The sequence below is a fragment of the Elusimicrobiota bacterium genome (assembly GCA_016218575.1).
Classification (GTDB): domain Bacteria; phylum Elusimicrobiota; class Elusimicrobia; order UBA1565; family UBA9628; genus JACRDN01.
On sequence record JACRDN010000011.1, the window covers coordinates 19377 to 42199 of the forward strand.

Below are 22823 nucleotides of genomic sequence, written 5' to 3' on the forward strand. Positions count from 1 at the left end.
TTCCCCCTTTAGGGCCTTAATCCCACGGCATTCGATCCTTCCTCGAAACGTAGAGGGACCCCTCTTTATATGAATCCGGCATGTCGTCCCGGCGCTTAACGGGCCGCCAATTGGTCTTTTGAGAGAACATATTGACGCGCAGCCGGCTCAAATGCCCGAAAACGGCGCCCGCGTTGGCGGGGCTTTGAACCTCCATGAGGACGTCCGTATTGGCCCAATGCTCCTCCTGGGTCGACAGAATCAGCTCTTTCTCATGCCCCTCCACGTCCATTTTGACGAGATCATGCGACAGCATCAGAGGAAGAAAAGCCTCCAGGCGCACGGCAAAGCGCTCAAGCTCTCCGTAAGGCTTCTCTTTGGAGCCCGCGATATGGCTGCTCGTCGTGTTTCCAAGGACTCGAATGAATTCTCCCGTTCCCTCCCTCGCGGAAACGGCCGCTTGGATGGGCTTGACGCGGCCGCAGGAGTTAAGCCCGAGATTGCGGCGCAACAACTCGAAATGCGCCGGGTCCGGCTCGTAAGCCGAAACCGCGTAGCCGCATTTGTCCATAATGATGGAATGCAGGCCGATATTGGCCCCGAGATCGAGCGCCCTTTTATACCGGCCGCGATTGACCCAGTAGAAGCTGAAGAGAACCCATTCGTCCAGCCCCATGATGTCGACCGAGTCAATGGCTCCCATGCGGCAATAGGGGAGGATCAGGCTGCCAAGGGGAGGCAAAGCCACGGCCTCCCCTTGGGGCCGGGAGAACAGCCTGCGCGCCTCCCGGCGAGCCCATTTCTCCAAAAGGCCGTAAATTCGGCTGTCCTTGGCGTGATGCCGGTGAATCTCGGGCAAGGCCTCCAGAAGACTCCCCAGCAGGGGCTCAGGGTTTATGCTCATGGCCTCCTCCGCGGGACGCAAGCATTCTTGCGGCCAAGGCTTGCGCGACGGTTTGCGCCAAGAGGCGGTTTCCCGCGGCGGTCATATGAGCGTCCAGCAAGAAGTACAGCGGTTCCTTGGTTATTTTCGCCTCCTCTCTAAAACGGCTCAAAGGATCGATGCAGAATAAGCCGTTTTCCCTGCAAAAATCCAGGACGAGATCCGTGACGACCCGGGAGCTCAGCAGTTTCCGATCCATGGCCAGGCCCAGCCGCTCGAAGGAGGCAATTCCCCTTGGATCCGCCTGCATGTATTGGGGGATGACCAGGATCATGAGCTCCGCCCCATTGCGGGCGGCGGCTTTCTTGGTCTCAAGAAGGATTTCCCGGCAAAGCTCCCATTCGCCTTGCATGGCCCGGCGGGTCTCGGGCCTCAAGAAATGGGCGTCCAAAAAACCGTAGGGGGCAAAAATGGCCTCCATCAATCTCCAGGGGTTGACGGTCCAGTGAAGCCCCTTCTCGATCCAGCCGCTCCGCTTGAGAGCCTCGTATCTTCTCAAGGCGTCTTGGGGGTCGTCCGATTCCTTTATGGCTCGGGCCATGGCCTCGGAACGCAGAGGATTGGCCTCCTCGGACAAGAAAGAGGCCGGCTCCTTGCTTGCCCGCCGGAGCCTCTCGCTCATCGGCTGCAGGAGTCGGCGGCTGACGAACCGGGCCAGGAAAAACCGGTGCAGGAAGTGGTGCTCCTTTTCGCGCCAGTAAGCCTTGGCTATGGTGCGCCGCGCCAGCTCCTGGGTTTGCCGGGCGTCGCGCGCCTGGACTCGGCCTGAAATCGGGCAGTCGTTTCCCGGCAGGAATCCCAGGAGCACGATGTCGGGGTTGAGGCTGCCCGCGTGCCACACATGCCGCAGATAGTCTTCCGGAGAAGCCCCCGGCTTGCCCAAGTTCACGATCTCGACATTGGACAAGCCGTATTTTTTTCCTAGAAGGTCCTGCGCCGCGCTCGGCCAGACCCGCTCCCTCTCGACTCCCCAGCCGAAGGTGGTCGAATCCCCCACGGCCGCGACGCGGATCTTCCCGGGATGGGCGGGATCCACGTAGCCCGGCTCGCGCAAGCCCTGGGCATTGGTCCTAAACCACATATCAAATTCCTCGGTCCGCAGCCTCATCTTGGCGTTCCTGGCGTTGAGCTCCCAGGAGTCCTCCGGCTCCCAATGACACCTGGAGCCTGCAATTTCAATAAGGCCCAAAGACAAAACCAGGCTTGCGGCGAACAGAGCCAACTCCCTAGTTTTATTCATTCCTTATGCCGGTAATCCCAGGGCTCGCCTTGGAGCAGACTCCAATGGCTCTCCACCCACCGCACGACCTCGGATACTCCCTCGCCCAAGCCGATCTCGGGAGCCCAGCCGAGCTCCCGGCGGGCCAAGGATGAGTCTATGACGTAGGCCGCGTCCTGCCCCGGCCGCTCCGGGGCAATCTGCGTGGACTCCTCGAAGGAGCGACCCAGGCGCTCGCAGATCTTGCGAACCACGTCTCGCACGGCCACCCCTGAATCCGGGGAGAGATGATAGAGTTGGCCCGTCCGGCCTCTCTCCAAAACGGCCAACTCCCCGCGGGAAACGTCCCGGATGTGGATGTAGGACTTGACCGCAGCTCCCCCCCCGTGAAGCTGGATTTTGCGCCCGGACTTTACGAAGAGCACGGAACGCGGGATGATCTTGAACAATTGCTGGCGTGCCCCGTAGACGTTGGTCGCCCGCACCGAGAGCAGCGGAAAGGAGAACTCCCGGGCGTAGACCTTGAGGAGGAGGTCGGCCGCGGCCTTGGAGGCCGCGTAGGGGGTGCTGGGATTAAGAGGGGCATCCTCCGTCACCCGGCCCCGGCAGGTGCCGTACACCTCCGGCGAGGAGATGTGGACGTAGCGCTTGAGGTACGCCTGGCGGCGCAGATGGTTGACGAGCCTGGCCAGGCTCACGGTGTTGGTGGCAAACCAATGCTCCGGGTGCTCCCAGCTCGGGCCTACCTCGCTCTGGGCCGCGAAATTGACGATGGCCTCGGGCCGGAAGGAGTCAAGCGCCTCTAAAAGGGCCGGCATGTCGCGATTCATGTCGAGCCGGCGGTAGCGGTAGCAAGACAAATCCGCCCGCCCCTTGTAGCGCAGAAAGAAATCCGGCCGCTCCGGAGAGCGGCTGATTCCCAGGACCTCGCGGCCCGGCTCATCGAGGAGGAGATCCACGAAGTCCTGTCCCGAGAAGGAATTGGCCCCCAGCACCGCTATACGCTTCATGCCTTGGCGGCCCCCTCGAGGGCGAGCCGCGCCTTGTCGAGCTGTTCCGCCTTGCGCTCGGCCTCGGCGGCCGCGCCCAAGGCGAAGCGCCGCCTGCGCCCCGCCTGCGGCAGGAAATCGTTGAGGAGGATTCCAACCCATTTGAGGCGGTAGACGCCGGCCAGCCGCTCGAAGCGCTTAAGCTGGAGTCCCGGGTGGGCCGTCAAGGCCGCGACGCGCTCCGAAAAAATCGGCAGGAGCTCCGGAGCCGCCGGAACGGCCGGCTGGCAGAAGAAATCGCAGACTAGTTTGGCGGGATCGTCCCAGCCCGCGTATTCGAAGTCGAAGAAGCGCATCCGCCCCTCGGCCGAAAGCAGAGCGTTGTGGAAGCCGAAATCCGAGGGCGACAAAATCCTGTCCTCCCGGGCCAAGGGCTCGTCCAAGCCGCGGTCGTCCGAGAGGGATTCGGCTTCGGCCCGGCGCCGCTCCTCCTGCCAGCGGGGCCAGATCTCCCCCTGGACGAAAGCCAGGCACCGGCCGTCCAGTTCGCCGGAAGGCGCTAAGCGCCGCAGGCGCTCGAGCCGGCCCTCCACCGCGTCCAAGTGCGCGCGCAAGGTAAAGCACGCCTCCGCCGCCTCGGGCAGATCCAAGTCCTCGCTCCGGTCCCGGTTCAAATCCTCCAGAAAGGCCAGGGCCTCCTCCACCGCCGCCTCCTGGGGCTCCCCGGCCTTAAGCTTGCAGCCCTCGATCCATTCGTAGAGGCCGAGCCCTCGCTCGGAGTCGCAAGCCAAAGGCTTGGGCGCGCGGCGCGCGCCCCGGGACCAGGCGTAGCGGCAAAAGGCGAACTCGGCCCCCAAGCGGTCCCGCCCCTCGGGACCGTCCCTGAAGTAGGCCTTCAAAAGCGCGCTCCCGCCGCAAGCCCGGAGACGGAATACCTGATTGTTGGCTCCTCCCAGCAACGGAGAAAGGGAGAGGAGCTCTCCTAGACCGGCTTCTACCGACAAATAAGCAGGACTCTCTGCTTCGGCGGGCGCAAGCAGGCGCCCGCCGATTTCCGCCCAGGAGCGCGCCGTCCAAAAACTTCCCGCGACGCACTCCTCGCCGGGATCGAAGAGTATTTTCCGCGTTCCCGCGGGGAACTCGGGCTCGGCCAAAAACTCGGGCAGGTCGTCCACAAAGACGTCGCAGGCGAGCCGGCTGATGCGCTCGAGCTTCTCCAACTTGGAAGGCTCGAAATAGACCCGGCTCGACTCGATCCCCCCGCGCTCTGGATTGAGAAAGCCCTTGGCTTTGAGCCACGCGAGGGCCGCGGCGACCAGGTCGCAGGCCTCTCCCCTGGAGGGCTGCCGCGTCTTATGGCTGATAATGAAGAGCTCCAGGCCCCGCTCGCGACAGAGCTTGAAGAACTCGAGCGTCCCGGGAAAAGGAGCGACTTCTCCCATGCGCTTGCCATAGACCAGGCCCTGCAGCTTGGTCCACGAAGGCTCCCGCCCCGCCCGGCGCAGGTAGTCCCGGACGGAGTTTTTGCTCGCGGGCAGGCTTTGCGGAATCAAGCCCTTCTCCAGGGCGGCTTGGTGAAAGACCCCGTCGTAGCAAGCCAAGGTATTGTCAAAATCGACGCCGACCCTCACGCGCTTGCCCGCATCTCGATGAGCGGGCGGGCCGCCCGCCCCTGGCGCAAATCCTGGAAGGCCAGGCCCACCTCTTCCAGGGAATAGGCCCGGCCGAGCAAGGGCGAGAGATCGGCCCGGCCGCCGGCCCAAAGCCGGGCGTAGCGCGGGTAGTCCCGGTCCGGGAAATTGTCGCCGCCCCAGGTGCCCAGGAGCCGCTTGCCCAAGTTGAGCTCCCGCGGGTCCAAGGACAGCGTCTCGCCGTGCCTGGCATTCCCAACCACCACGGCCGCGCCGCCCTGGGGCCTGACCGCGGCCAAGGCGTTCTGCATGGCCTCGGGTCGGCCCGTAGCCTCGACCGCGAAATCCGCGCCCTTCGGGAAAATCTTGCGCAAGGCCTCAAGAACCGGCTCCTTTGCGGCGTCCACGGTCTGGTCGGCCCCCATCTTCTTGGCCAGCTCGAGCTTGGCCGGCACGATGTCCACGGCCACGATCGGAGCGCAGCCGAGGATCCTGGCCGCGGCCACGGCGCAGAGACCCACCCCACCGGCCCCGAACACGACCAAGCTCTGTCCCGGCTGGGGGCGGGCCGCGTTGAACACCGCCCCAAAGCCCGTGGGGATCGCGCAGCCGAGCAAGGCCGCCTCGCGCAGGGAAATCTCCGCGCCCAGGGGGGTCAAACGGTTCTCGCTGATGATGGCATGGCGCATGAAAGTGGCGATGGGGCCGGCGTTGACCTTGCGGCTTCCCCATAGGTGCACCGAGCCCGGAGCGTCCCTGCCCTGCCCCTTCACCCAGGAGAGGATGACGCTCTCCGAGGGCTTGACCTTGGACACGCCCGGCCCGGCCTCCAGCACCACCCCGCTTCCCTCGTGCCCGAGGCAATGCGGCAGGTACGAATCTTGGCCGCGCCAACCCTCGGCCTCCAAAAGCTGGGTGTGGCAGACCCCGCTGTAGCGGACCTCGACCAAAACCTGCCCGGGCTTTAGGGGCGCTAACTCGAGCTCGGCCTGCTCCAGAGGCCGCCCCAGTTCCACCAGGACCGCGGCGGAGGTCTTCATGGCCGCGCCGCCTGCTCGCGGCGGGCCTCTTCGATGCGCCGAGAGACGGCCTCCGGCGTCAACCCGAAGAACTCCCTCGCATGCTCCTGTTCCCCGACTTCGTGGAGAAACTCATCGGGGGTGCCCAGGCGCAAAAGGCGCGCGCCGACATGCGGATGGTCGGCCAGCCACTCCGCCACGGCCCCTCCAAGGCCTCCTATGACGCTGTGCTCCTCCAAGGTCGCCACGAACATTCTCTTGGAGAAGGCCGCGCGCAGCAATTCCTCGTCCAAGGGCTTGACCGTGTGGAGACTCACGACTCTGATGGAAATTCCCTTGGTGCCGAGGATCTCCGCCGACGCAAGGGCCAGCGGCAAAGTATTGCCCGTGCTCAGAAGGCAAACGTCCTTTCCTTCCTTTAAAAGGATCCCTTTCCCTATTTCGAAACGAGGAGGGCTTTGATGCACGACGGGCTCGCCCTTCTTTCCGATGCGGATGTAGGCGGGACCCGAGAGCCCCAAGGCCGCGCGCAGGGCCAGGCGCGTTTCCACCGCGTCCCCGGGGCAGAGCACCGTCATGTTGGGCAGGGCCCGCAGGAAGGCGATGTCCTCGCAGGAGTGATGCGTGGCTCCCAAGGAGGCGTAGGAGAGCCCGCCGCCCACGCCCACCACCACGACCGGGACATTGTGGTAGCAGAGATCCACCCGAATCTGCTCAAGGCACCGGGTCGTGACGAAGGGGGTGATGGTGTAGGCCACGGGCTTGAGCCCGTTCATGGCCAGTCCCGCGGCCACCCCGATCATGTTGGCCTCGGCCACCCCGCAGTTGAAGAAGCGCTCGCGGCAGTGCGCCTTGAAATTGTCGAAGAGCCGGTTGCCGATGTCCCCGGATAGAAGCACCACGCGAGGATCTTCTTCGGCAAGTGTTAGGAGCTCGGCCGCGAAAGCGTTCCTCATGCCAGGCCCAACTCCTTCAAGGCCTCTTTGAGCTGGGCCCGGGAGGGAGACTGATAGTGCCAATTGTTGTCGTCCTCCATGAAAGAGACCCCCTTGCCCTTCACCGTATGCGCGATAATCGCCGTGGGCTTGCCGGGCTCGGGGAGACGCGACAGGGACCGGACCAAAGCGCCGACGTCATGGCCGTCCGCCTCGGACGCGCTCCAGCCGAAGCTTTCCCATTTCTGCCTCAATGGCTTCAAGGCCATGACGGCCTCGCTGCGGTCGGTAGCCTGCCACTTGTTGTAGTCCACCACCACCGTCACGTTCCCAAGGCCCCGCCCCGCGGCGAACATCGCCGCCTCCCAGACCGAGCCCTCGTTGCATTCCCCGTCGCTCATCACCACGAAGACTCGGTACGAACGGCCAAGTATCCGCGCGGCCAGGGCCATCCCCGCGCCCAGGGGCAGGCCGTGCCCCAAGGAACCGGTCGCGGCCTCCAGGCCCGGCACGCAGCCCGGGCTCGGCTGCTCGGGAAGGCCGCTGCCCGGCTGGTTGTAGCGCTCCAGCCTCTCCACCGGGAAAAAGCCCCTGTAGGCCAACACCGCGTAAAGGCTTGAAATCGCGTGTCCCTTGCTCAAGATCAAGCGGTCCCGGTCCGGGCTCCGCGGGTCCTTGGGATCGATGCGCAGTATCCCCCAATAGGCCGCCACCAAAATGTCCACGCATGACAGAGACGAGGCCAAATGCGCGGTCCCGGCCCTGCAGGACATCTCGATGACTTTGCCCCGCACGCGGCGCGCCGCCGCCTCCAGCTCGCGAACGTCCGAAGCGTTCTCAATCATTTAAGCCGGAGGCTCTGAATGGTCTTGATGTTGGAATAGCGAATGTCGGTGAGCGGATTCGGGATCTTGCCCGCGGCATAGGCGGCCGAGAGATCGCGGATCGCATCCTCGATGGATCTCTTCGGGAGGAATCCGAGCTCGCGCCCGATCTTTTCCGAGGAGATGTGATAGGAGCGGTGGTCGTCGGTGGGCACGGTCTCTATCTCCACGTCCGGGCCGACCACCCGACGCACCATCTCGGCGATCTGGCGCACCTTGTGATTATGGTAGCCCGCGTTGTAGATCTTTCCGTCCACCGCCTCGTCCGGCCACTCCAGGGAGCGTACATAGAGATCTGCCATGTCCTCTATGTGGATATTTGGCCTCATCTGCTCACCGCCGAAGACCTTCATCCGGCGCTTGTTGACCGCGTCGTTGGTGAGGATGTTGACCGTCAAATCCAGGCGCAGGCGCGGGGAATAGCCGCACACCGTGGCCGGCCGCAGGATCAACGCCGTAAAGCCCGGCCTCCTTTCCTTCAAAAGGACGTCCTCGCACAAGGCCTTGTACTTTGAGTAGTCGGTGAGGGGCTCCAAAGGCAGCTCCTCGGTCACGTTCTGCTCCTCCTTGACTCCATAAACGCTGGAGGAGGATGCGTAAATGAAGCGCCGGACCCCCGCGCCCCGCGAGGCCTGCACCAAGGGCGGGAAGGCGTCGTAATTGATGGAGCGTCCCAGGGATGGGTTCAGCTCGAAACTGGGATCGTTGGAGATGCAGGCCAGATGTATCACCGCGTCGCAGCCGGCGAGGGATTTCTCAAGGAGCTTCCCATCCCGCAAATCCCCCTTGATTTGGACAAGCCGGGGATTCGCGCCGCATCCGTCGAAGACGCTTTCCCCGAAGATATAGAGGTCGAGCACTTTCACCTCGTAGCCCTTGGCCAGGAGCTTGGGCACCAGCACCGCTCCCACGTAGCCCGCCCCGCCCGTCACCAGCACTGTTTTTATAGCCATATCATTTCATCAAGGATTCGATGTTCTTGAACAGAGCCACGGGCTCGATGGCCGAGCGGTTTCCCACCGTGGCCACGGCCTGGGCTCCGACCGCGTTGCCGATGAACCCCACGACCTCGAGGGGCGCCTTTTGCGCCACGCACGGGGCCGTAACCGACAGGAATGCGTCCCCGGCCCCCATGCGGTCCACGACCTGGCCCGCCAGGGCCGGCACTTCGAAAAATCCGGCCTTCTTGTCGTAGGCCAGGCATCCGAACTTGCCGCGGGTCGCTATGATCCGGTCGCATTTGATGCCCTTGATGGCCTCGAGCACGATCTTCCTCAGGTCTCCCCTGCGGTCGCGGGCCTCGAGGCGGAACTCCTTCTCGGCCATGGCGATGTAATCGGCGCGGGGGTAGCGGCCGATGGTCTGGTAGCCCAGGTTATCGGCGTTGGTCTGGGCGTTGACCGCGAGGAACTTCGACTTGTCGCAGATGATCTTCACCGCCTTATCGGAGAGCATGCCGTGCCCGAAATCCACCACGATCACCACGTCGTAACGGGGGATCTCGGCCTTGAGCACCCGGCAAAGCTCCTTGTCTTCCTCGGGGTCCAAGGCGTTGCTGTTCATCTCGTAGACCTCGATGAGCTTGGTGAAGAAGTATTGCTCTATGTAGCGGCGCTTGACTATGGTCGGGGAGTTCTTCCGCCTCAAAAAATGCCTGCGGATCTTGGCGTTGAGATTGTCGACTATAAAATCCTCCTGGGAGTCCCGGTCGCCGAGGAAGGTGACCAGGCCCGTCTGGGCGCAGAAATTGGCGGCGTGGTTTCCCACGGCCAGTATCCCGCCGTTGAACTTCTCGGCCGTCAAGTGCCTGACCGCGAGCATGGGCTCCTTGGAGGATTTCCCGATGGCCTCGCAGTAGCGGTAGTCGTCTATGATGGCCTCGCCGATCGCCAGGACCTTGAGCTTGCCGGCCCCCTTGAGATAGCCCAGCACCTCGTCCGAGACGTAGCGGCTCGCAAATCCCGCCAGGTACTCGCTCACTTCCTTGGTGAAAACCGGAAGGTAGCGCTTGATGAGGTGCGAGGCGCTGAAGGTGATGTCTTGCGTGAAGGCGATTTTGCCCCCGACGGACTTGATCGCCTCCTCCTCCATGGTAATTCCTTTGGTGTGGTCCTTAGCCGCGTCCTTGTATTCGGCTCCCTTGACGTAATAATGGGGCTTGAGCTTCTTGATGGCTTCGACGGCCATGGGCCACTGGTTGATGGCCACGTGATCCACGCAGTCGAGCGCGGCCACCGCCTCGGCGCGCATCTCTTCGGTGAAGGCGGGCCTCATGGGACCCTTGTTGACGTAGCGGTCCGCGGTGACGGTCACGACCAGGATATCGCCCAGCTTCCTGGCGTTCTCGAAGTAGCGGATGTGCCCGAGGTGCAGGAGGTCGAACACCCCGTGGCAGAGGACGATTCTCTTGTTGCGGGAGCGCGCCCGCGCAAGGACGGGGGCCAGCGCCTCCAGGGTGCGGATCTTCGGGCTGCCCCTCATGGCCTACCCCCGAGATGGGCGAACCACTCCTTGGTCGCGTCGGCGATGCTCTGCTCCTCCCAGACCGGAGCCTCCCGCCAGCACTCGATGTTCTCAAGCATGATGCGCACCCCTTCCTCGAACGATATTTTCGGCCGCCACCCCAAGCGCTCCCGTATCTTGGCGGTGTCGGCGAAAGTGCAGTCGGGCTCTCCCGGCCTCTTGGGGATACGGACAACCTCTCCTCTCAACAGACTCACCAGCCGGTTGACGCTGGTGGTGCTTCCGGAGCCCACGTTGAAGACCTCCCCTGAGATCTCGGACTCGGCGGCCTTGACGAAAGCCGCCGCCACGTCGCTCACAAAGGTGAAATCGCGGGTTTGGCTGCCGTCGCCTACCACCGTGAAGGGCTTGCCGGCCAGCTTCTGGGCGAGGAACACGCCGAAAACCGCGCCGTAGGTCCCGCTCGTGCGAGATCTCGGCCCATAGACGTTGAAGAGGCGCAGGCTGACGCAGGGCAAGCGGTAGACCTGGGCCCAATGAAGAACGTACTGCTCGGCCGCGTACTTGGTGAGGGCGTAGGGGTACATGGGCCGGGCCGGGGCGGTCTCAGACGTGGGAAAGCGGTCGGGGATGCCGTAGCACGAGGAGGAGGCGGCGTAGACGAAGCGCTTGACCCCGCGGCGCCGCGAGGCCTCGAGAACCGCGGCGGTCCCGTCCACGTTGGCCCTGTGATAGGCCAAGGGATCCTGGATCGAGGGCACGATGTCGGCCAAGGCGGCCAGATGGAACACGGCGTCGGCGCCGCGCAGAAGCTCCGAAACCGCCGCCGCGTCCGAGACGTCCGCCCGATGGACCTCGAGGCACGGGTTCTCCCGGAGATGGGCCAAGTTCTCGGGGCGGCCCGTGGAGAAATTGTCCAGGACCGACACGGTCCAGCCGTCGGCCAGAAGTCTCTCGGTCAAATGGCTTCCGATGAACCCCGCTCCCCCGGTCACGACGGCTCGCGATTGCACGATGCCTCCTCAGTAATAAGCGGCAACCTTCAACCCCAGGCTCTTGGCCTTGGTCTCCGGGGGCTCGGCCGGTCCCCATCTCAGAAAACGCGCGAACTGAAACGGAAAACGGAGAACGCCGTAAAGGATAGGACGCCTTCTGATCCGCCCTTTCACGGCCTCGATGAGGGAAACCCGGGCCCGCCGGGGCTTCCCGGCGGGCTTGCGCTGATAAGCCAGTTTCCGGGATTTCCAGGCGCGCTGGTAATAGCCCTGCTGGGGGACCACGTGCCCGGTGGCGCCGGGCACCTTGGTAGCCACGCAAACCACCGCGTAAGCGCTCTCGTCGAGCCCTCCGATCCCCAAATGGTCGAGGCTGCCCGGGAAATAGTCGCAGATCTGCCAGGGATCGTCCTTCCAGTGCCCCGTGGAGCGGCAGACCTGCATGGCGTTGATCTCGAAGCCGTTGGCTTGGTAGTAGTCCCAAAACAAAGTGGGAGAGAACATGTAGAAGCCGTGGTCCATGTGATTGGAGGAAGGGGCGATATGGATCACCCGCCCGCCGGGCTTGAGCATTCGAAATATCCCGCCCAAGGCGTTGGGAATATTGAAAACGTGCTCTATGGTTCCGGCGTCCAGGATCACGTCGAATCGCTCCGCCAGGCCAGCGGGAATCTCCGCGGCGGGCCTGTTCATGTCGAAAACATGCCGGGCCGATTCGAAGTCCGAGAAATCCAAGGTCTCGACCCCGGAGAATCCCAGGGATCCGAAAAGCCAGTCGTCGCCGATGCAGCCTTCCTCGGCCAAGGCCGGATTGTGGGACGGAGCCGCGGGCTCGGTCTGGGCAAGCTTAAAGCCGAACTCCCGGGCAACGACGCGCAGGACCTCCTCGGAAAATAGAACATCCTGCCTCCCCAAGGTCAGAAGGCGGCCCTCGAAGCGCCGCCGGGAGGCTTCCTTCATCAGTATCTTGAGCGCGCTCCGGGAAATGCCCATCAGAGCACTAGGCCCCCACCCGCTCGGTGCGCCAACCCAATTTAGGCCGCACGACCGGCCCGGCCCAGGAGCCTAGATATTCCTTGCGCATCTCGCCCGTGTCCTGAACGTCGAAGCAGACCACGTCTTGCTGGAGGACCAGAGACTGGTTGTGGGAATTCCCAATGATGGCCGTAATGTTGTAGCGCCCCTCATTGAGGAAGTTCCCGGGAATCCGGCAGACCGACCGGAACAAGCCCCTCGGGTAGGGCTTGCCGCTCAAGGGGTCCTCGCCGACGGTCATGGATTTGCCGTTCCCCGATGCCAGGACGAAGGTCCCGAGCTGGTCCTTGAGCCAGATAGCGGGATGGATCATCGCGTTGTCCTGGAAATTCCAGAACGAGATCTCGACCAAGACTTCCTTGGAAATGTCCACGGTGGACAAGGCCCGGTCCGAGCCCTCCTGGAGTATCCTAACGGAGCGCAGGCGCGCCTCCTCGGTGCCGGGAGCCTGGGATGGGTCGCTCCAGGAAGCCTCGCCCTCTCCGCTCTGGACTTTGGAGAGGTAGTGACGAATCACCTCGTGCGAGGGGCCCTCGGCCTCGATCTGGCCGTCATTCAAGAGAATGGCCCGGTGGCAGAGGTTGGCGATGCTCGGCATGCTGTGCGAGACCAGCAAAACGGTGCGGCCTTGCTTGGAAACCTCCTGCATCTTGCCCACGGACTTCTTTTGGAAGGCGGCGTCCCCCACGGCCAAGACCTCGTCCACGAGGAGTATCTCCGGCTCCAGGTGAGCCGCCACGGCAAAGGCCAGGCGCACCCGCATTCCCGAGGAATAATGCTTGACCGGGGTGTCTATGAACCTGACGATCTCGGCGAAGGCCACGATCTCGTCGAACTTGCGGTCGATCTCCTTCTTGCTCATGCCGAGAATGGCGCCATTCAAGTAGACGTTCTCCCGCCCCGTGAGCTCGGGGTGGAATCCCGTCCCAACCTCGAGAAGGCTGGCCACCCGCCCCCGCAGGCGCGCCCGCCCCGCGGTGGGCTCGGTGATGCGCGACAGAATCTTGAGCAAGGTGCTCTTGCCGGCCCCGTTGCGCCCCACGATGCCCAAAACCTCCCCTTCCTCGACCTGGAAGGACAGGCCCCTCAGGGCCCACAGGACGTCCTCGCCGTCGTCACCCTCCTCGAAACGACTCAAGCGCCGCAGGCGACGGTATTGGGACAGGGGGGCCTTCCCCCATGAAAGCAAGGTCTCGACCAAGGTCTTCTTCATCTCCTCCTTGAGCCCAATGCGGTAGCGCTTGAAAAGCCCGTCCACTTGGATGGCGTTCATACGATGTCGGCAAAAATGCCTTCCATCCTCTTGAAATAAAGCGCTCCCGTGGCAAATAGAAGAAAAGCCGAGAGGCTGCCCATGAGAATGAGATCCCAGGGCATGGCGACGGTGCCCAGAAGGGCGGAGCGGAATCCCTCGATGACGCCGGCCATGGGATAGAGGCCGTACCACAGACGGTAGGGGCGCGGGACAAGAGAAAGAGGCCAGGCCACGGGCGTGACGTACATCAGGATCTGGATGATGAAGGAGGTAGCGTAGTTGACGTCCCGGTACTGGACCGCCAGAACCGAGAGCCACATCCCCACTCCCGCGGTGGTGAGGACCATCAAGAACACGAGGTACGGGAGCATGACGATCCCCGCCGTGGGCTGGACCCCGAACCAAAGCATCAGGAACCCGAGGATGACGGAGGTGATGGCCAGGTCTATGAGCTTGACCAGGACCGGGGTCATGGGGATGATGAGGCGCGGGAAGTAGACCTTGGAAAGGGTATTGGCGTTGGAAAGAAGGCTCGCCGTGGAATTGCTCATGGCCGAGGAGAAGTAAAGCCAGGGAAGCAACGCCGTGAACGCGAACACCGGATAGGGCGCGCCGTCGCTCGGCATCTTGGCCAGGCGCCCGAAAATGACCGAGAAAACGACCATGCTGACCAAGGGGCGGATAATGGCCCAGCCGAAGCCCAGGACCGTCTGCTTGTAGCCGACCTTGACATCCCGCCAGACCAGGAAAAAGAAAAGGTCGCGGTACCGCCACAGCTCCTCGCAATCTATCGCCTTCCAGCCGCTTTTCTTCTCGATGATGAGTTCAGGAGTCTCGGGCATGAATGATCGCGGGGGAAGTTTAAGCGAAATCACCCACAATGTCAATATCCTCTAGGCACCTGGCTCCGACGGTGCCCGGCTCCGCGCGTTTCTCTAAAAAGTCGACTATCCGGCGTGAGGCTTGGCCGTCCCCGTAGGGATTGCCGGCCCGCTGCGGCGGGGCCGGCGCAGGGCCTCAAGAGCGGCCGTCTTGATCTCCCGGGAATCGCTTCCCACGAGCCGCGCCAATCCCAAACTCACGCCCTCCGGGCGTTCTGTCTCTCGGCGCAGGACCAGGATCGGCTTTCCCAGACTCGGGGCCTCCTCCTGGATTCCTCCCGAATCGGTCATGATAAGGCTCGCCCTCTCCATGAGCTGGACAAAGCCCGCGTAAGGAAGCGGCCGGCAAAGAAGAATCCTGGGATGGCGGCCAAGGGCCCTGACCACCGGCCTTTGAACCATTGGGTTGGGGTGGACGCAATAGACGAGGCGCAGGTCGCGCCGGGCATCGGCCAAAGCCCTCATCCCGGCGCAGATCCGGCGCAAATCCGGGCCGAAGCTTTCGCGGCGATGGGCCGTGACCAGTATGAGGGTTTTCCCCTCGATAAAGCGCGAAACCCTCCGAGGCGCCAATTCCGCGTCCGGCACGTTTCCCGCCTTCAGGCGCTCCAAGGCGTAATGAAGGGCGTCTATGGCCGTGTTCCCGACTCGGCGGATGCCCGCCGGGGCGACTGCCTCAGCGCGCAGGGCCCGGACCGCCTCGGCCGTGGGAGCCAGGTGGACGCCGGCGATGCGATCTATCATTTGCCGATTGGCCTCCTCCGGATAGGGAGCGGCCAAGTTCCTGGTCCTCAAGCCCGCCTCCACGTGAGCCACTGGTATTTTGCGGCAAAACGCCCAGTACGCGGCCATGAGGGCGGTCGTGGTGTCCCCCTGGACGACCGCATAGTCCGGGTCGAACCGCGGCCCCCGGCGGCCCAAGGCCGCCAGGACACGGGCGCTCAAGGATTCCAGGCTTTGGCCTGGCGCCATGAGGCCCAGGTCTAGGTCGGGCGCTATCCCGAAGAATCGGAGCAAGGGCGCGGCCAATTGGCGGTGCTGGCCGGAGAGGATCACTTGGGCGCGGTGCCCGCGCCGTCGTGCCTCCAGGATGACGGGGGCGAGCTTGATCGCCTCGGGCCGGGTGCCGAGGACAAATGAGAGCCGCAGCATTGGAAGTTACTCTATCCTTTTGCTCCTCTGGCTGTAAAGCGTAAGTGATATAATCATCCTGTGAGGATTTTGCCGGCGGCCGCGGCTTTAGGCCTTTGCCTGGCCGCCCCGGCGCGGGCCGAGCAAAGCCCCCTCCTTTGGCAGGAGCGCTTTTTCTTCGATGCCCTCCTGCAAGCCCGCGACAAGCTTTCCCGCGCCCAAAGCGATCCGGCCATGATCCCGGTGCTCAAGGCCATCGCGGGCCAGGCCGCCCAGCAGTCCGCCAACCTCGACCAGATAGACCAGTACATGAAATCCCAGCATGACAACCTAAGCTACGCCTTCGCCCAGGAGGACCCGGGGCCGAGCCTGGAAACCATCGAGGCCAACTTCGAGACCCTGAGCCGTGGTTCCGACCAGATTCGCAACAACCTCTATTATCTCACGGCGCGCTGCCGCATGGCCTCCTCCCAGGCCCTGCCGGACTCCGAGATGTACCAGGCGGCCCTCCTCATCCTGGGACAGATCCAGCAGCTCCAGCTCAAGCTCAACTCCCTTTACCTAAACGCCGTGGAGGCCCACCGCCTGGTTTCGGAGAACTCCTGGGCCACGAGCAAGAATTTCCGGCACAAGGCTGAGGCCCTGCTGAGGTCCGTCGTCCGCATCCAAGATTCCATCTTCTCGGTGTACAACTCGGGCTACGAGCTGGCCATGCGCTGCCGATGACAAATACGCTTCTTGTCGCCCTCTGGCTCTGCGGCGGGGCTCAAGCGGCCGCCCACCGGCCTCTGCTCTACGGGCCCTACATGGTCTCGGCCTCCTCTACCTCGGCGCGGATCTGCTGGAAGGACGCCTCCCAGGAAGACTGCCGGACATTCGAGGGCCTGACGCCGGGAGCCACTTTCTCCTACTCCCTTCCGGGCTCCACGGCGGCCTGGGTGGGGCGCGCGCTTCCCGATCTCTCCCGGCCTCTTCGCATCGCGGTCTTCGGCGACTCCGGCAAGGGAGGGCCCAACCAACTCCAGGTGGCCAAGGTCCTCGAAACCCGGGACCCCGATATGGCAGTATTGCCGGGAGACATCGTCTATCCCCGCGGGGAGATCGAGAACTATCCCGCCAAATTCTTCACGCCCTACGCGGCCTCCCTGTCCCGTCTCCCCTTCTACCCGGCCCCGGGCAACCACGATTACGGCTTTCGCAGCGCGGAGAAGGGCCGAAAGCGCTTCGAGGAGTCCTATCAGCGCATTCACCGCAAGCCCGCCTACTATTCCTTCGACGCGGGCCCCGCGCATTTCGTCGCTCTGGATGACAACCAGGCCTACGATATAGAGGCCGCCGCCCCCATCGACCCGGGAAGCGCGCAGCTTTCCTGGCTCGAGGAGGATCTCGCGGCCTCCAAGGCCCTCTGGAAAATCGTTTTCCTCCACGTGCCCTTGTATTCCACGATGCTCAACCACGGCAACAACGCTTTCCTGCGCCAGGCCCTGGAGCCGGTGTTTCAAAAGCATAAGGTGGACCTGGTCCTGGCCGGGCACGATCACATCTACGAGCGCAGTAAGTCCCTGGGAGGAGTGGTGTACGTCACCGCGGGGACCGGGGGAGCTTCCCTATACCGCGGGCTGACGGACTTGGATTGGCTTGAGAAGCAGCTCGTGGCCTTCGGCCTGGCCTGGATCGAGATCAACGGACGGCGGCTCACGCTCGAGTTCGTGGACGCCGAGGGCGCGGTCCGAGACCGCTTTGTCCTGGATAAAGGCCGGGCTAAGAAGAGGTCTTCGGCGGCTTCTTCCGCGAGGCGACGACGGCCTCGGCGCGGGCCTTGAATTCCAGGTTCTCGGCCAAGACGTCGCGGAAAGCCTGTTGCGGGATGATAAAAACCAGGGTTTCCGCCGCCAAGGACTTGATGGTGGCGCTGGCGGTCCCCATCTCCATGATGGAGGTTTCACCGAACACCTCTCCCGGCCCCAGCTCCGCGATTTGAGCGATATCCTTGCCCTTGTCGGGCTTGGCGTAAACCCCTACCTTGCCCTGGGCCACCACGTACAGCCCGTCCACCGTGGTCCCCTTGAACAGAACGGTCTGGTTGCCCTTGAAGGTCAACTGCTCGGTCTGCACGGCCAGGCGATGGGCCTGATCCTGGGTCAATCCTTTGAGGAAGGAGACCGAGCTCTGGAAAAATTCCGTGACCGTCATTTTGTGATAGTATACTAATTCATGAACCTTGGCTCTCTTTTCATTTTCGGCGTGCACGGCAAGCGCGCCACGAAGAGGACCGTGGATCTCCTCAAGAAAACCCGGGCCGGCGGGGTACTGCTCCTGGCGCGAAACATCGACACCCCGGAGCAAACCCGGGCGCTTACCCGGGAGCTCGTCCAGCGCGTCGGCCGGCCGCTCCTCTTCTGCGTGGACCACGAGGGAGGCTGGGTGCTGCGCTTCAAGAGCGGAGTCACCGCGCTCCCCGGCAACGCGGCCCTCGGCCGGGCCGGGAGCGCCGATTGGGCCTACGCCGCGGGCCGGCAAATGGCCCTCGAGCTCAAGAGCCTCGGCATCCAACTAAACCTGGCGCCGGTGATGGACGTGCTGACGACCCGCTACAATCCCGGGATCGGGATCCGCTCCTTCGGCTCGGATCCCGCCTTGGTCGGCCGCCTGGGCGCCTCCATGATCCGCGGCCTTCAAGACCACGGAGTGGGCGCCTGCGCCAAGCACTTCCCGGGCAAGGGAGCGGCCTCGGTGGACGCCCACGTGGACCTTCCCGCCATCCGCATCCCCCGCTCGGAATTTGAGCGCGTCCATTTGGCCCCCTTCAAGACGGCCGTGGAGGCGGGTGTGGACTGCGTCATGACCTCACACGTGCGCTACCCGGCCCTGGACTCGGCCGCGGCCACGTTCTCGAAGAAGATCACCGCAGGCGTCCTGCGCCGCAGGCTGGGCTTTAACGGACTCGTGATCTCCGACGACCTCTGCATGGGAGCCGTGACGCGGACCAAACCCGTCCAGCTCGCGGCCGTGGAGGCCTTGGCGGCCGGGCACGACCTTCTCATCATCGCCCACGACTCCCAGGCCCAGGAGGAGTCCGCCGACCTTTTGGGGCAAGCCGCGGCGGACGGGTTGGTGGGAGCCGAAGTGCTCGAACGTTCCTGCGAGCGGCTGAAGAAGTTCCTCAAGCTCCGCGGCGGAGGCGCGGCGCCGGCGAGCGCGTCGAAGCTCGCCCGGGAAGGAGAGCTCTTAAGCGCGAAAATCGCGGCTCGAGCCGTGCGCATCATCCAGCGGGGCGTTATTTCCCTCCCCCTTGGCCCCGATTCCGAGCCGACCGTGGTCCTTTTCCCCGATTTCAAGGAAGTACGGGAGCGCTTCACCTTCGAGGGAGGGCCGAGAGGCCCGGAAAATATGCTCCGAGAAAGCCTAGCCGGCTGGGGCAAGACCCGCCTTCTGCGCGCGCCGATTGAATCCACGGATATGAGGGATCTCCCCCAACACGTCGAACGCGCTTCCCGCGTCATTTTCTTCTGCTTCGAGGCCATGCGCTTCTCCGGACAAAAAGCCGTACTCCAGCTCCTGAGGAGGAAAGCCGCGGACAAAACAGCGGTTTGCCTGATCAGGAATTCCTGGGATTTGACTCTAGCTGGACCCCGCATGACGGTGCTGGACTCGGCAGGCTACCGGCTCTGCCAGCTGAAGGCGGCCCTGAAGGCACTGACGAGGAAAACTTCATGAGATTGAAACGAATACTTCCAGTCATACTGCTCGCCAGTTCGGCGACTCCCGTGATAGCAGGAGTCGCCGAACTACGAGACGCCTTCAGCGAGTCCATCGAGCCAGACAAGAGGGCGAGGCATCTGGCCGAGCTCGCCCAGACCGCCCCGCAATCACCGCGCGATGTCCAGGCCTTGTTCGACCTGTTCTCGCGCTTCGACGAGGCTCCGGTGCGCAACTCCGCTTTAAGCTCGCTGTCCCGGATGAGCCCGCACAGCCCGCTCCTCGAGCCGGTTTTCGCGCGCTACCTGGAGGAACCCGAGCCCGAGGCCCGCATTTTCGCGATCAAGGGAGCCTTGAGGCTCCGGGCCCAGTCGGCCCTGCCCTTGATCAAGAGGCTCGCCCGGGAGAACCTGGCCTTCAAAAGCCCGCAAGACGCGCAGTTGATCTCCGAAAAGAACGCTTGGTGGGTGCAGTACGAGGCCTTGGCGGCTTTGGCCCAATGGGAGCCGGCCCAGGCCTTGCCCCTCATCAAGGCCAAGGCTTCGGATGCTCCCGAAGTAGCCAAGCTCATGGGCCTGTTCCTTTGGAAAGAATCACTTCCCCAAATCATCCAATGGTCCGGCTCCAAAAAGCCCGAGGACCGGGAAAGGGCCAAGCAGGCCCTCACCGTCCCCACCCCGGCCGCGGCCCTGCGCGAGACCCGGACGGAGATGCTGAAAATACTCAGGGACCCTAAGGCCGACCCCGAGCTTAGGCATCAAATCGCCTTGAAGGTGGGACTGAGCTCGAATGAAGAGGAAGTGGGGGCCCTCCTCAAAGAGTACGAAGGCTTGCCCACTGCCGACGCGGCGAAGGACAAGCTCTACTTCTCGGCGGCGCTGTTCGCCTCTCACAGCCCGCAGGCGATTCCCGTCCTTGTCGAGCACGTCAAAACCCACCCCAACCCCGCCACCCGGAGCGGCGCCCTCCTCCAGCTCAAGGACATGCTGCCCGAGGCCGAGTACCGGGCTCTTCTCGACTGGGCCTCGAAGAACGACCCGGACCTCGAGCTGCGCGAGGAAGCCCTGCAGCAGCTCAAGGCCGGCGCCGCTTCAAAGCCGCGCTAAAACACCTTGTCCCAGAGAAACGCCCGTATTTTAGGCGGGCGGCCCGATTTGATGAATTTCATTCCTTTCTTTGCGGGGTCAATCGCCTCGTACATATACGAGTTGAATTTCGTATATTCGTCGTACAGAGCGTCCCTAAGATCAGCATCCCGCAACTGCACGTCATGGGAAATATTGGCTCCTCTCAGGTCGGCCCCGCGCAGATCCGCCCCCGTGAAATCAGCCCCTTGGAAGACGGCCCCGCTGAATACCGCGCCTCGGAAATCGGCGCCTTTCATGCTCCGCAGGAAAGAAAAATCCGTTCCCTGAAAATTGGCGTTCCTCAGGTCGGCTTTTTCAAATACTATAGAGTCGACGGTGGCCCATTGAAAATTGGCGCCCCGAAGAATGGCCCTTGTCATGTCCGGTCCGACAATGTAGGCATGGGCCAGGTTTACGTTGGCCATCTTCGTCCCGACCAGGAGAGTTAGGCTATTCACCCCGACCAGATTCGCGGCCATCAGATTCGCGCCGGTAAGGTCAGCATTGCTCAGGTCCACGTTGTAGTAGAGCAGCAAGCCCTTGAGGACCGCTCCCCGCAAGTCGGCGTTAACCATCGGAGCAGGAGAAACTGCGTCATCAATGTTGACGCCGAGGCACTCTCCATACTTCGTCCGCGCCAGCAGGCCTGCCCGAATCGGGTTCCACCCCGACTTGCCCTTGGAGTCTTCGCAGTAATAGCTGATATTCCCAGATGAATCATTCGCAATCCGCCTCGCTCGCAGCCGATAACCAGTCAAGCTGGGCAGTTTATGCGCTTGGCCCACGATATGCGCCACCTGTATATCGGCTTCTTTCCCGGCAAAGGATTGCGCGTATCCCGCGGGCGACAGAAACGACGAATATAGAGCAACCAACATAGACCGAACAACGATTCGTTTCATGTATATTCCTCCTTAAACTGCGTCCACAGAGTGTGCCTCGCGGCCTCCAACCGCGCAGGGGCCCTTCGGGCAAAAAAAAACGCAAAAAAGTCCTACTTTAATCTAGGCCTTTGGTACTACATCGTTTCTATTCCACCGCCGCCCAAATCCTGATCGACGAGCTGGAACGAGAACGAGTCCCCACCGGAACTCCCTGGCGACCGGGGACAAAGACAGCTCTAAAAAACAGCGCTCGAATTGCTCCTCGCAGAATCAAGCGCGAGATTTGGGCCCGCGACGGAGGACGCGTCGGGACCCGCCGAGGTACGGGCATGAAACACCCGGTGCCCGAGAACTAGCTCGAGGCAGCGGCGCACCACCGAAATCGCCTTGTGTTTTGCTCTCGTGCCGGTCAGCATGGCCTCAATATCCGCGATCGCGCGGTCGATGCGTCGGATCCCGGCTTTGCGCGCCAATCGACGGTCGAACTCCGCAAGGGACCGGCTGATCCAACTCGGGTGGAAAGCCCAAGAGTGTCTGGCCGCATCGTGGCGCGCGGTGTCGAGCGCCTCGTGGCGAAAGATCCGAAGCGCCGTGATCGCCAGGCGGGCAAGATAATGATTATGGCCGTCTCGCGCCAGCGAACGAACGGCCATGATGCAGTTCCTCGCGAAGAAGCCGTCGGCGAGGAGGCTGTGGGTCAAGAGACGAACATGGAAAAGACCGATGTTCTTCAAAATCCCTTCGATGACGGCCGCTTTGACCTCGACATGAGGGGACTCTTGAGCGATATCCTGGAGAGTGCCTGGAACGAGCGAGAGCCAGGGAAGCGGCGGGGGGTTGCCTTGAATCAGCCCTTGGACGATCATCGTCTGGAACTCCGCGTCGGGGAAGCGTCGCGCCAACTGGACGAGGGATTCTGCCGCGCGCTGACTGAGAGCATAATCAGCCGTCGTATTGACCGTGGCGACATAACCGCGCGCCAAAGCCTGATCATCGGGAGAGGAGGAGGAGGCGGCGGCGGAACGAGCGTTTGCCAGCATCCGCGTTCCTGGCGCTGAGACGCCGGCGTCGGATGCTCGCAGCGGCTCGCGCTGCGCCAGGCCAGCCTGCATCGCTGCCAGCGCGACCGGCGTCCCGGCTTCTAGACGCCGATAGAAGTCGTCGACTCGGGGGCCGTCGCTGAGATCGAGCGATGCGATAAATAGCGCGCGCGCCATGTAGTCATTGCTCACGGCGTTCCCATCGTAGCCCGCAAGGGCGGCTGGGGCATTGAGTTGAGCTCCCTGAGCCATGGATTGAACTTGGGAGAAGGACATAGGGAACGATTGGGAGGGGTTGACCTGGAAGGCTTTTTGCAATGCCTTCAGGAGCGCTGGGTGGGGTTCAACGGAAATGTTTGCCGGCATGTTGAAGCGGGTGAAATTGTAATTGCTTAGAAAACACTCCGGCAAAACAACGGTTGGAAGCGGCCTGGTTTCAGGCGCGGAAATCAGATGTGTACGCGCGGCAAAGGCCGGCCCGGAGGATATAAGCTGCAGGCTTGCGGCCAGAGCGCTGACGCGCGGGAAATAGCCGATAATTGCCATGAATACATTTTAGCCGAGCATCTATTCTCCCACATGAGACATTTGGTACCTTAGGGAAGGGACAATAGACCTATAGCGCCAGGGAGCTCTTATTTTGCCCGCTTGAGCCAGGCTTCCCAGGCCTGCTCGCAGAACGAGCTATTCGTTAAGGCGCACCGCCGTCACCGG

20 protein-coding genes and 1 pseudogene are annotated in these 22823 nt (G+C 63.1%); 4 read left to right on the top strand and 17 right to left on the bottom strand.

What is annotated here, in order from left to right; translation table 11 throughout:
• Positions 1-16 precede the first annotated feature (16 nt).
• The 14 genes and pseudogenes from HY921_02765 to wecB form a co-directional block, all read right to left on the bottom strand.
• On the bottom strand, positions 17-883 hold the full coding sequence (locus HY921_02765) for an FkbM family methyltransferase (GenBank protein ID MBI5629790.1): 867 nt from the start codon (positions 881-883) through the stop codon (positions 17-19).
• Positions 867-2162, bottom strand: a complete 1296-nt coding sequence (locus HY921_02770; GenBank protein MBI5629791.1) for an SGNH/GDSL hydrolase family protein — start codon at positions 2160-2162, stop codon at positions 867-869. Before HY921_02770 ends, HY921_02765 begins: the two co-directional genes overlap by 17 nt.
• On the bottom strand, positions 2159-3151 hold the full coding sequence (locus HY921_02775) for a GDP-mannose 4,6-dehydratase (protein ID MBI5629792.1): 993 nt from the start codon (positions 3149-3151) through the stop codon (positions 2159-2161). Before HY921_02775 ends, HY921_02770 begins: the two co-directional genes overlap by 4 nt.
• Positions 3148-4761, bottom strand: a complete 1614-nt coding sequence (locus HY921_02780; GenBank protein MBI5629793.1) for an aminoglycoside phosphotransferase family protein — start codon at positions 4759-4761, stop codon at positions 3148-3150. The genes HY921_02775 and HY921_02780 overlap by 4 nt, the downstream gene beginning before the upstream one ends.
• Positions 4758-5801, bottom strand: coding sequence for a zinc-binding dehydrogenase (locus tag HY921_02785; protein MBI5629794.1), 1044 nt, complete (start codon positions 5799-5801; stop codon positions 4758-4760). Before HY921_02785 ends, HY921_02780 begins: the two co-directional genes overlap by 4 nt.
• Positions 5798-6736 (bottom strand): transketolase, encoded by a 939-nt coding sequence (locus HY921_02790; GenBank protein MBI5629795.1) that lies wholly within the window; start codon positions 6734-6736, stop codon positions 5798-5800. The genes HY921_02785 and HY921_02790 overlap by 4 nt, the downstream gene beginning before the upstream one ends.
• Positions 6733-7560 (bottom strand): transketolase, encoded by an 828-nt coding sequence (locus HY921_02795; protein MBI5629796.1) that lies wholly within the window; start codon positions 7558-7560, stop codon positions 6733-6735. Before HY921_02795 ends, HY921_02790 begins: the two co-directional genes overlap by 4 nt.
• Positions 7557-8552 carry an NAD-dependent epimerase/dehydratase gene (locus HY921_02800; GenBank protein ID MBI5629797.1) on the bottom strand — a complete coding sequence of 332 codons (996 nt, stop codon included), beginning with the start codon at positions 8550-8552 and terminating at the stop codon, positions 7557-7559. Before HY921_02800 ends, HY921_02795 begins: the two co-directional genes overlap by 4 nt.
• 1 nt (position 8553) lies before the next feature.
• Entirely contained in the window at positions 8554-10080 is a 1527-nt protein-coding gene (locus HY921_02805) for an adenylyltransferase/cytidyltransferase family protein (GenBank protein ID MBI5629798.1), read from the bottom strand.
• Positions 10077-11078, bottom strand: coding sequence for an SDR family oxidoreductase (locus HY921_02810; GenBank protein MBI5629799.1), 1002 nt, complete (start codon positions 11076-11078; stop codon positions 10077-10079). The genes HY921_02805 and HY921_02810 overlap by 4 nt, the downstream gene beginning before the upstream one ends.
• A gap of 6 nt (positions 11079-11084) precedes the next feature.
• A complete protein-coding gene (locus tag HY921_02815; GenBank protein ID MBI5629800.1) occupies positions 11085-12050 on the bottom strand; it encodes a class I SAM-dependent methyltransferase in 966 nt (321 codons plus the stop codon).
• A 7-nt stretch (positions 12051-12057) separates the two neighbouring features.
• Entirely contained in the window at positions 12058-13365 is a 1308-nt protein-coding gene (locus tag HY921_02820) for an ABC transporter ATP-binding protein (GenBank protein ID MBI5629801.1), read from the bottom strand.
• On the bottom strand, positions 13362-14189 hold the full coding sequence (locus HY921_02825) for an ABC transporter permease (protein MBI5629802.1): 828 nt from the start codon (positions 14187-14189) through the stop codon (positions 13362-13364). The genes HY921_02820 and HY921_02825 overlap by 4 nt, the downstream gene beginning before the upstream one ends.
• Positions 14190-14208: 19 nt before the next feature.
• Positions 14209-15380 (bottom strand): annotated as a pseudogene (gene wecB, locus HY921_02830) (UDP-N-acetylglucosamine 2-epimerase (non-hydrolyzing)).
• Positions 15381-15440: 60 nt separating this feature from the next.
• Here wecB and HY921_02835 point away from each other — a divergent pair.
• On the top strand, positions 15441-16085 hold the full coding sequence (locus tag HY921_02835; GenBank protein ID MBI5629803.1) for a hypothetical protein: 645 nt from the start codon (positions 15441-15443) through the stop codon (positions 16083-16085).
• Positions 16082-17182: a metallophosphoesterase gene (locus HY921_02840; protein MBI5629804.1), complete on the top strand. Its 1101-nt coding sequence runs from the start codon at positions 16082-16084 to the stop codon at positions 17180-17182. Before HY921_02835 ends, HY921_02840 begins: the two co-directional genes overlap by 4 nt.
• On the opposite strand, the gene HY921_02845 is transcribed toward HY921_02840, so the two are convergent.
• Positions 17121-17552, bottom strand: a complete 432-nt coding sequence (locus tag HY921_02845) for a cyclic nucleotide-binding domain-containing protein (protein MBI5629805.1) — start codon at positions 17550-17552, stop codon at positions 17121-17123. The genes HY921_02840 and HY921_02845 overlap by 62 nt on opposite strands.
• Before the next feature lie 21 nt (positions 17553-17573).
• On the opposite strand from HY921_02845, the gene nagZ reads away from it, so the two are divergent.
• Together nagZ and HY921_02855 are read left to right on the top strand one after the other, a co-directional pair.
• Positions 17574-19076: a beta-N-acetylhexosaminidase gene (nagZ, locus tag HY921_02850; GenBank protein ID MBI5629806.1), complete on the top strand. Its 1503-nt coding sequence runs from the start codon at positions 17574-17576 to the stop codon at positions 19074-19076.
• Positions 19073-20164 (top strand): hypothetical protein, encoded by a 1092-nt coding sequence (locus HY921_02855; GenBank protein ID MBI5629807.1) that lies wholly within the window; start codon positions 19073-19075, stop codon positions 20162-20164. Before nagZ ends, HY921_02855 begins: the two co-directional genes overlap by 4 nt.
• Here the strand turns inward: HY921_02855 and HY921_02860 are convergent.
• Both HY921_02860 and HY921_02865 read right to left on the bottom strand, forming a co-directional pair.
• Positions 20161-21087: a pentapeptide repeat-containing protein gene (locus HY921_02860; GenBank protein MBI5629808.1), complete on the bottom strand. Its 927-nt coding sequence runs from the start codon at positions 21085-21087 to the stop codon at positions 20161-20163. The genes HY921_02855 and HY921_02860 overlap by 4 nt on opposite strands.
• A gap of 218 nt (positions 21088-21305) precedes the next feature.
• On the bottom strand, positions 21306-22655 hold the full coding sequence (locus HY921_02865) for a hypothetical protein (protein MBI5629809.1): 1350 nt from the start codon (positions 22653-22655) through the stop codon (positions 21306-21308).
• Between the last annotated feature and the right edge of the window lie 168 nt (positions 22656-22823).

Coding starts and splice junctions, on each gene's coding strand:
- HY921_02765 (MBI5629790.1), bottom strand. CDS start 883: ATGAGCATAAACCCTGAGCCCCTGCTGGGGAGTCTTCTGGAGGCCTTG.
- HY921_02770 (MBI5629791.1), bottom strand. CDS start 2,162: ATGAATAAAACTAGGGAGTTGGCTCTGTTCGCCGCAAGCCTGGTTTTG.
- HY921_02775 (MBI5629792.1), bottom strand. CDS start 3,151: ATGAAGCGTATAGCGGTGCTGGGGGCCAATTCCTTCTCGGGACAGGAC.
- HY921_02785 (MBI5629794.1), bottom strand. CDS start 5,801: ATGAAGACCTCCGCCGCGGTCCTGGTGGAACTGGGGCGGCCTCTGGAG.
- HY921_02790 (MBI5629795.1), bottom strand. CDS start 6,736: ATGAGGAACGCTTTCGCGGCCGAGCTCCTAACACTTGCCGAAGAAGAT.
- HY921_02795 (MBI5629796.1), bottom strand. CDS start 7,560: ATGATTGAGAACGCTTCGGACGTTCGCGAGCTGGAGGCGGCGGCGCGC.
- HY921_02800 (MBI5629797.1), bottom strand. CDS start 8,552: ATGGCTATAAAAACAGTGCTGGTGACGGGCGGGGCGGGCTACGTGGGA.
- HY921_02805 (MBI5629798.1), bottom strand. CDS start 10,080: ATGAGGGGCAGCCCGAAGATCCGCACCCTGGAGGCGCTGGCCCCCGTC.
- HY921_02815 (MBI5629800.1), bottom strand. CDS start 12,050: ATGGGCATTTCCCGGAGCGCGCTCAAGATACTGATGAAGGAAGCCTCC.
- HY921_02820 (MBI5629801.1), bottom strand. CDS start 13,365: ATGAACGCCATCCAAGTGGACGGGCTTTTCAAGCGCTACCGCATTGGG.
- HY921_02825 (MBI5629802.1), bottom strand. CDS start 14,189: ATGCCCGAGACTCCTGAACTCATCATCGAGAAGAAAAGCGGCTGGAAG.
- HY921_02840 (MBI5629804.1), top strand. CDS start 16,082: ATGACAAATACGCTTCTTGTCGCCCTCTGGCTCTGCGGCGGGGCTCAA.
- HY921_02845 (MBI5629805.1), bottom strand. CDS start 17,552: ATGACGGTCACGGAATTTTTCCAGAGCTCGGTCTCCTTCCTCAAAGGA.
- nagZ (MBI5629806.1), top strand. CDS start 17,574: ATGAACCTTGGCTCTCTTTTCATTTTCGGCGTGCACGGCAAGCGCGCC.
- HY921_02855 (MBI5629807.1), top strand. CDS start 19,073: ATGAGATTGAAACGAATACTTCCAGTCATACTGCTCGCCAGTTCGGCG.
- HY921_02860 (MBI5629808.1), bottom strand. CDS start 21,087: ATGAAACGAATCGTTGTTCGGTCTATGTTGGTTGCTCTATATTCGTCG.
- HY921_02865 (MBI5629809.1), bottom strand. CDS start 22,655: ATGGCAATTATCGGCTATTTCCCGCGCGTCAGCGCTCTGGCCGCAAGC.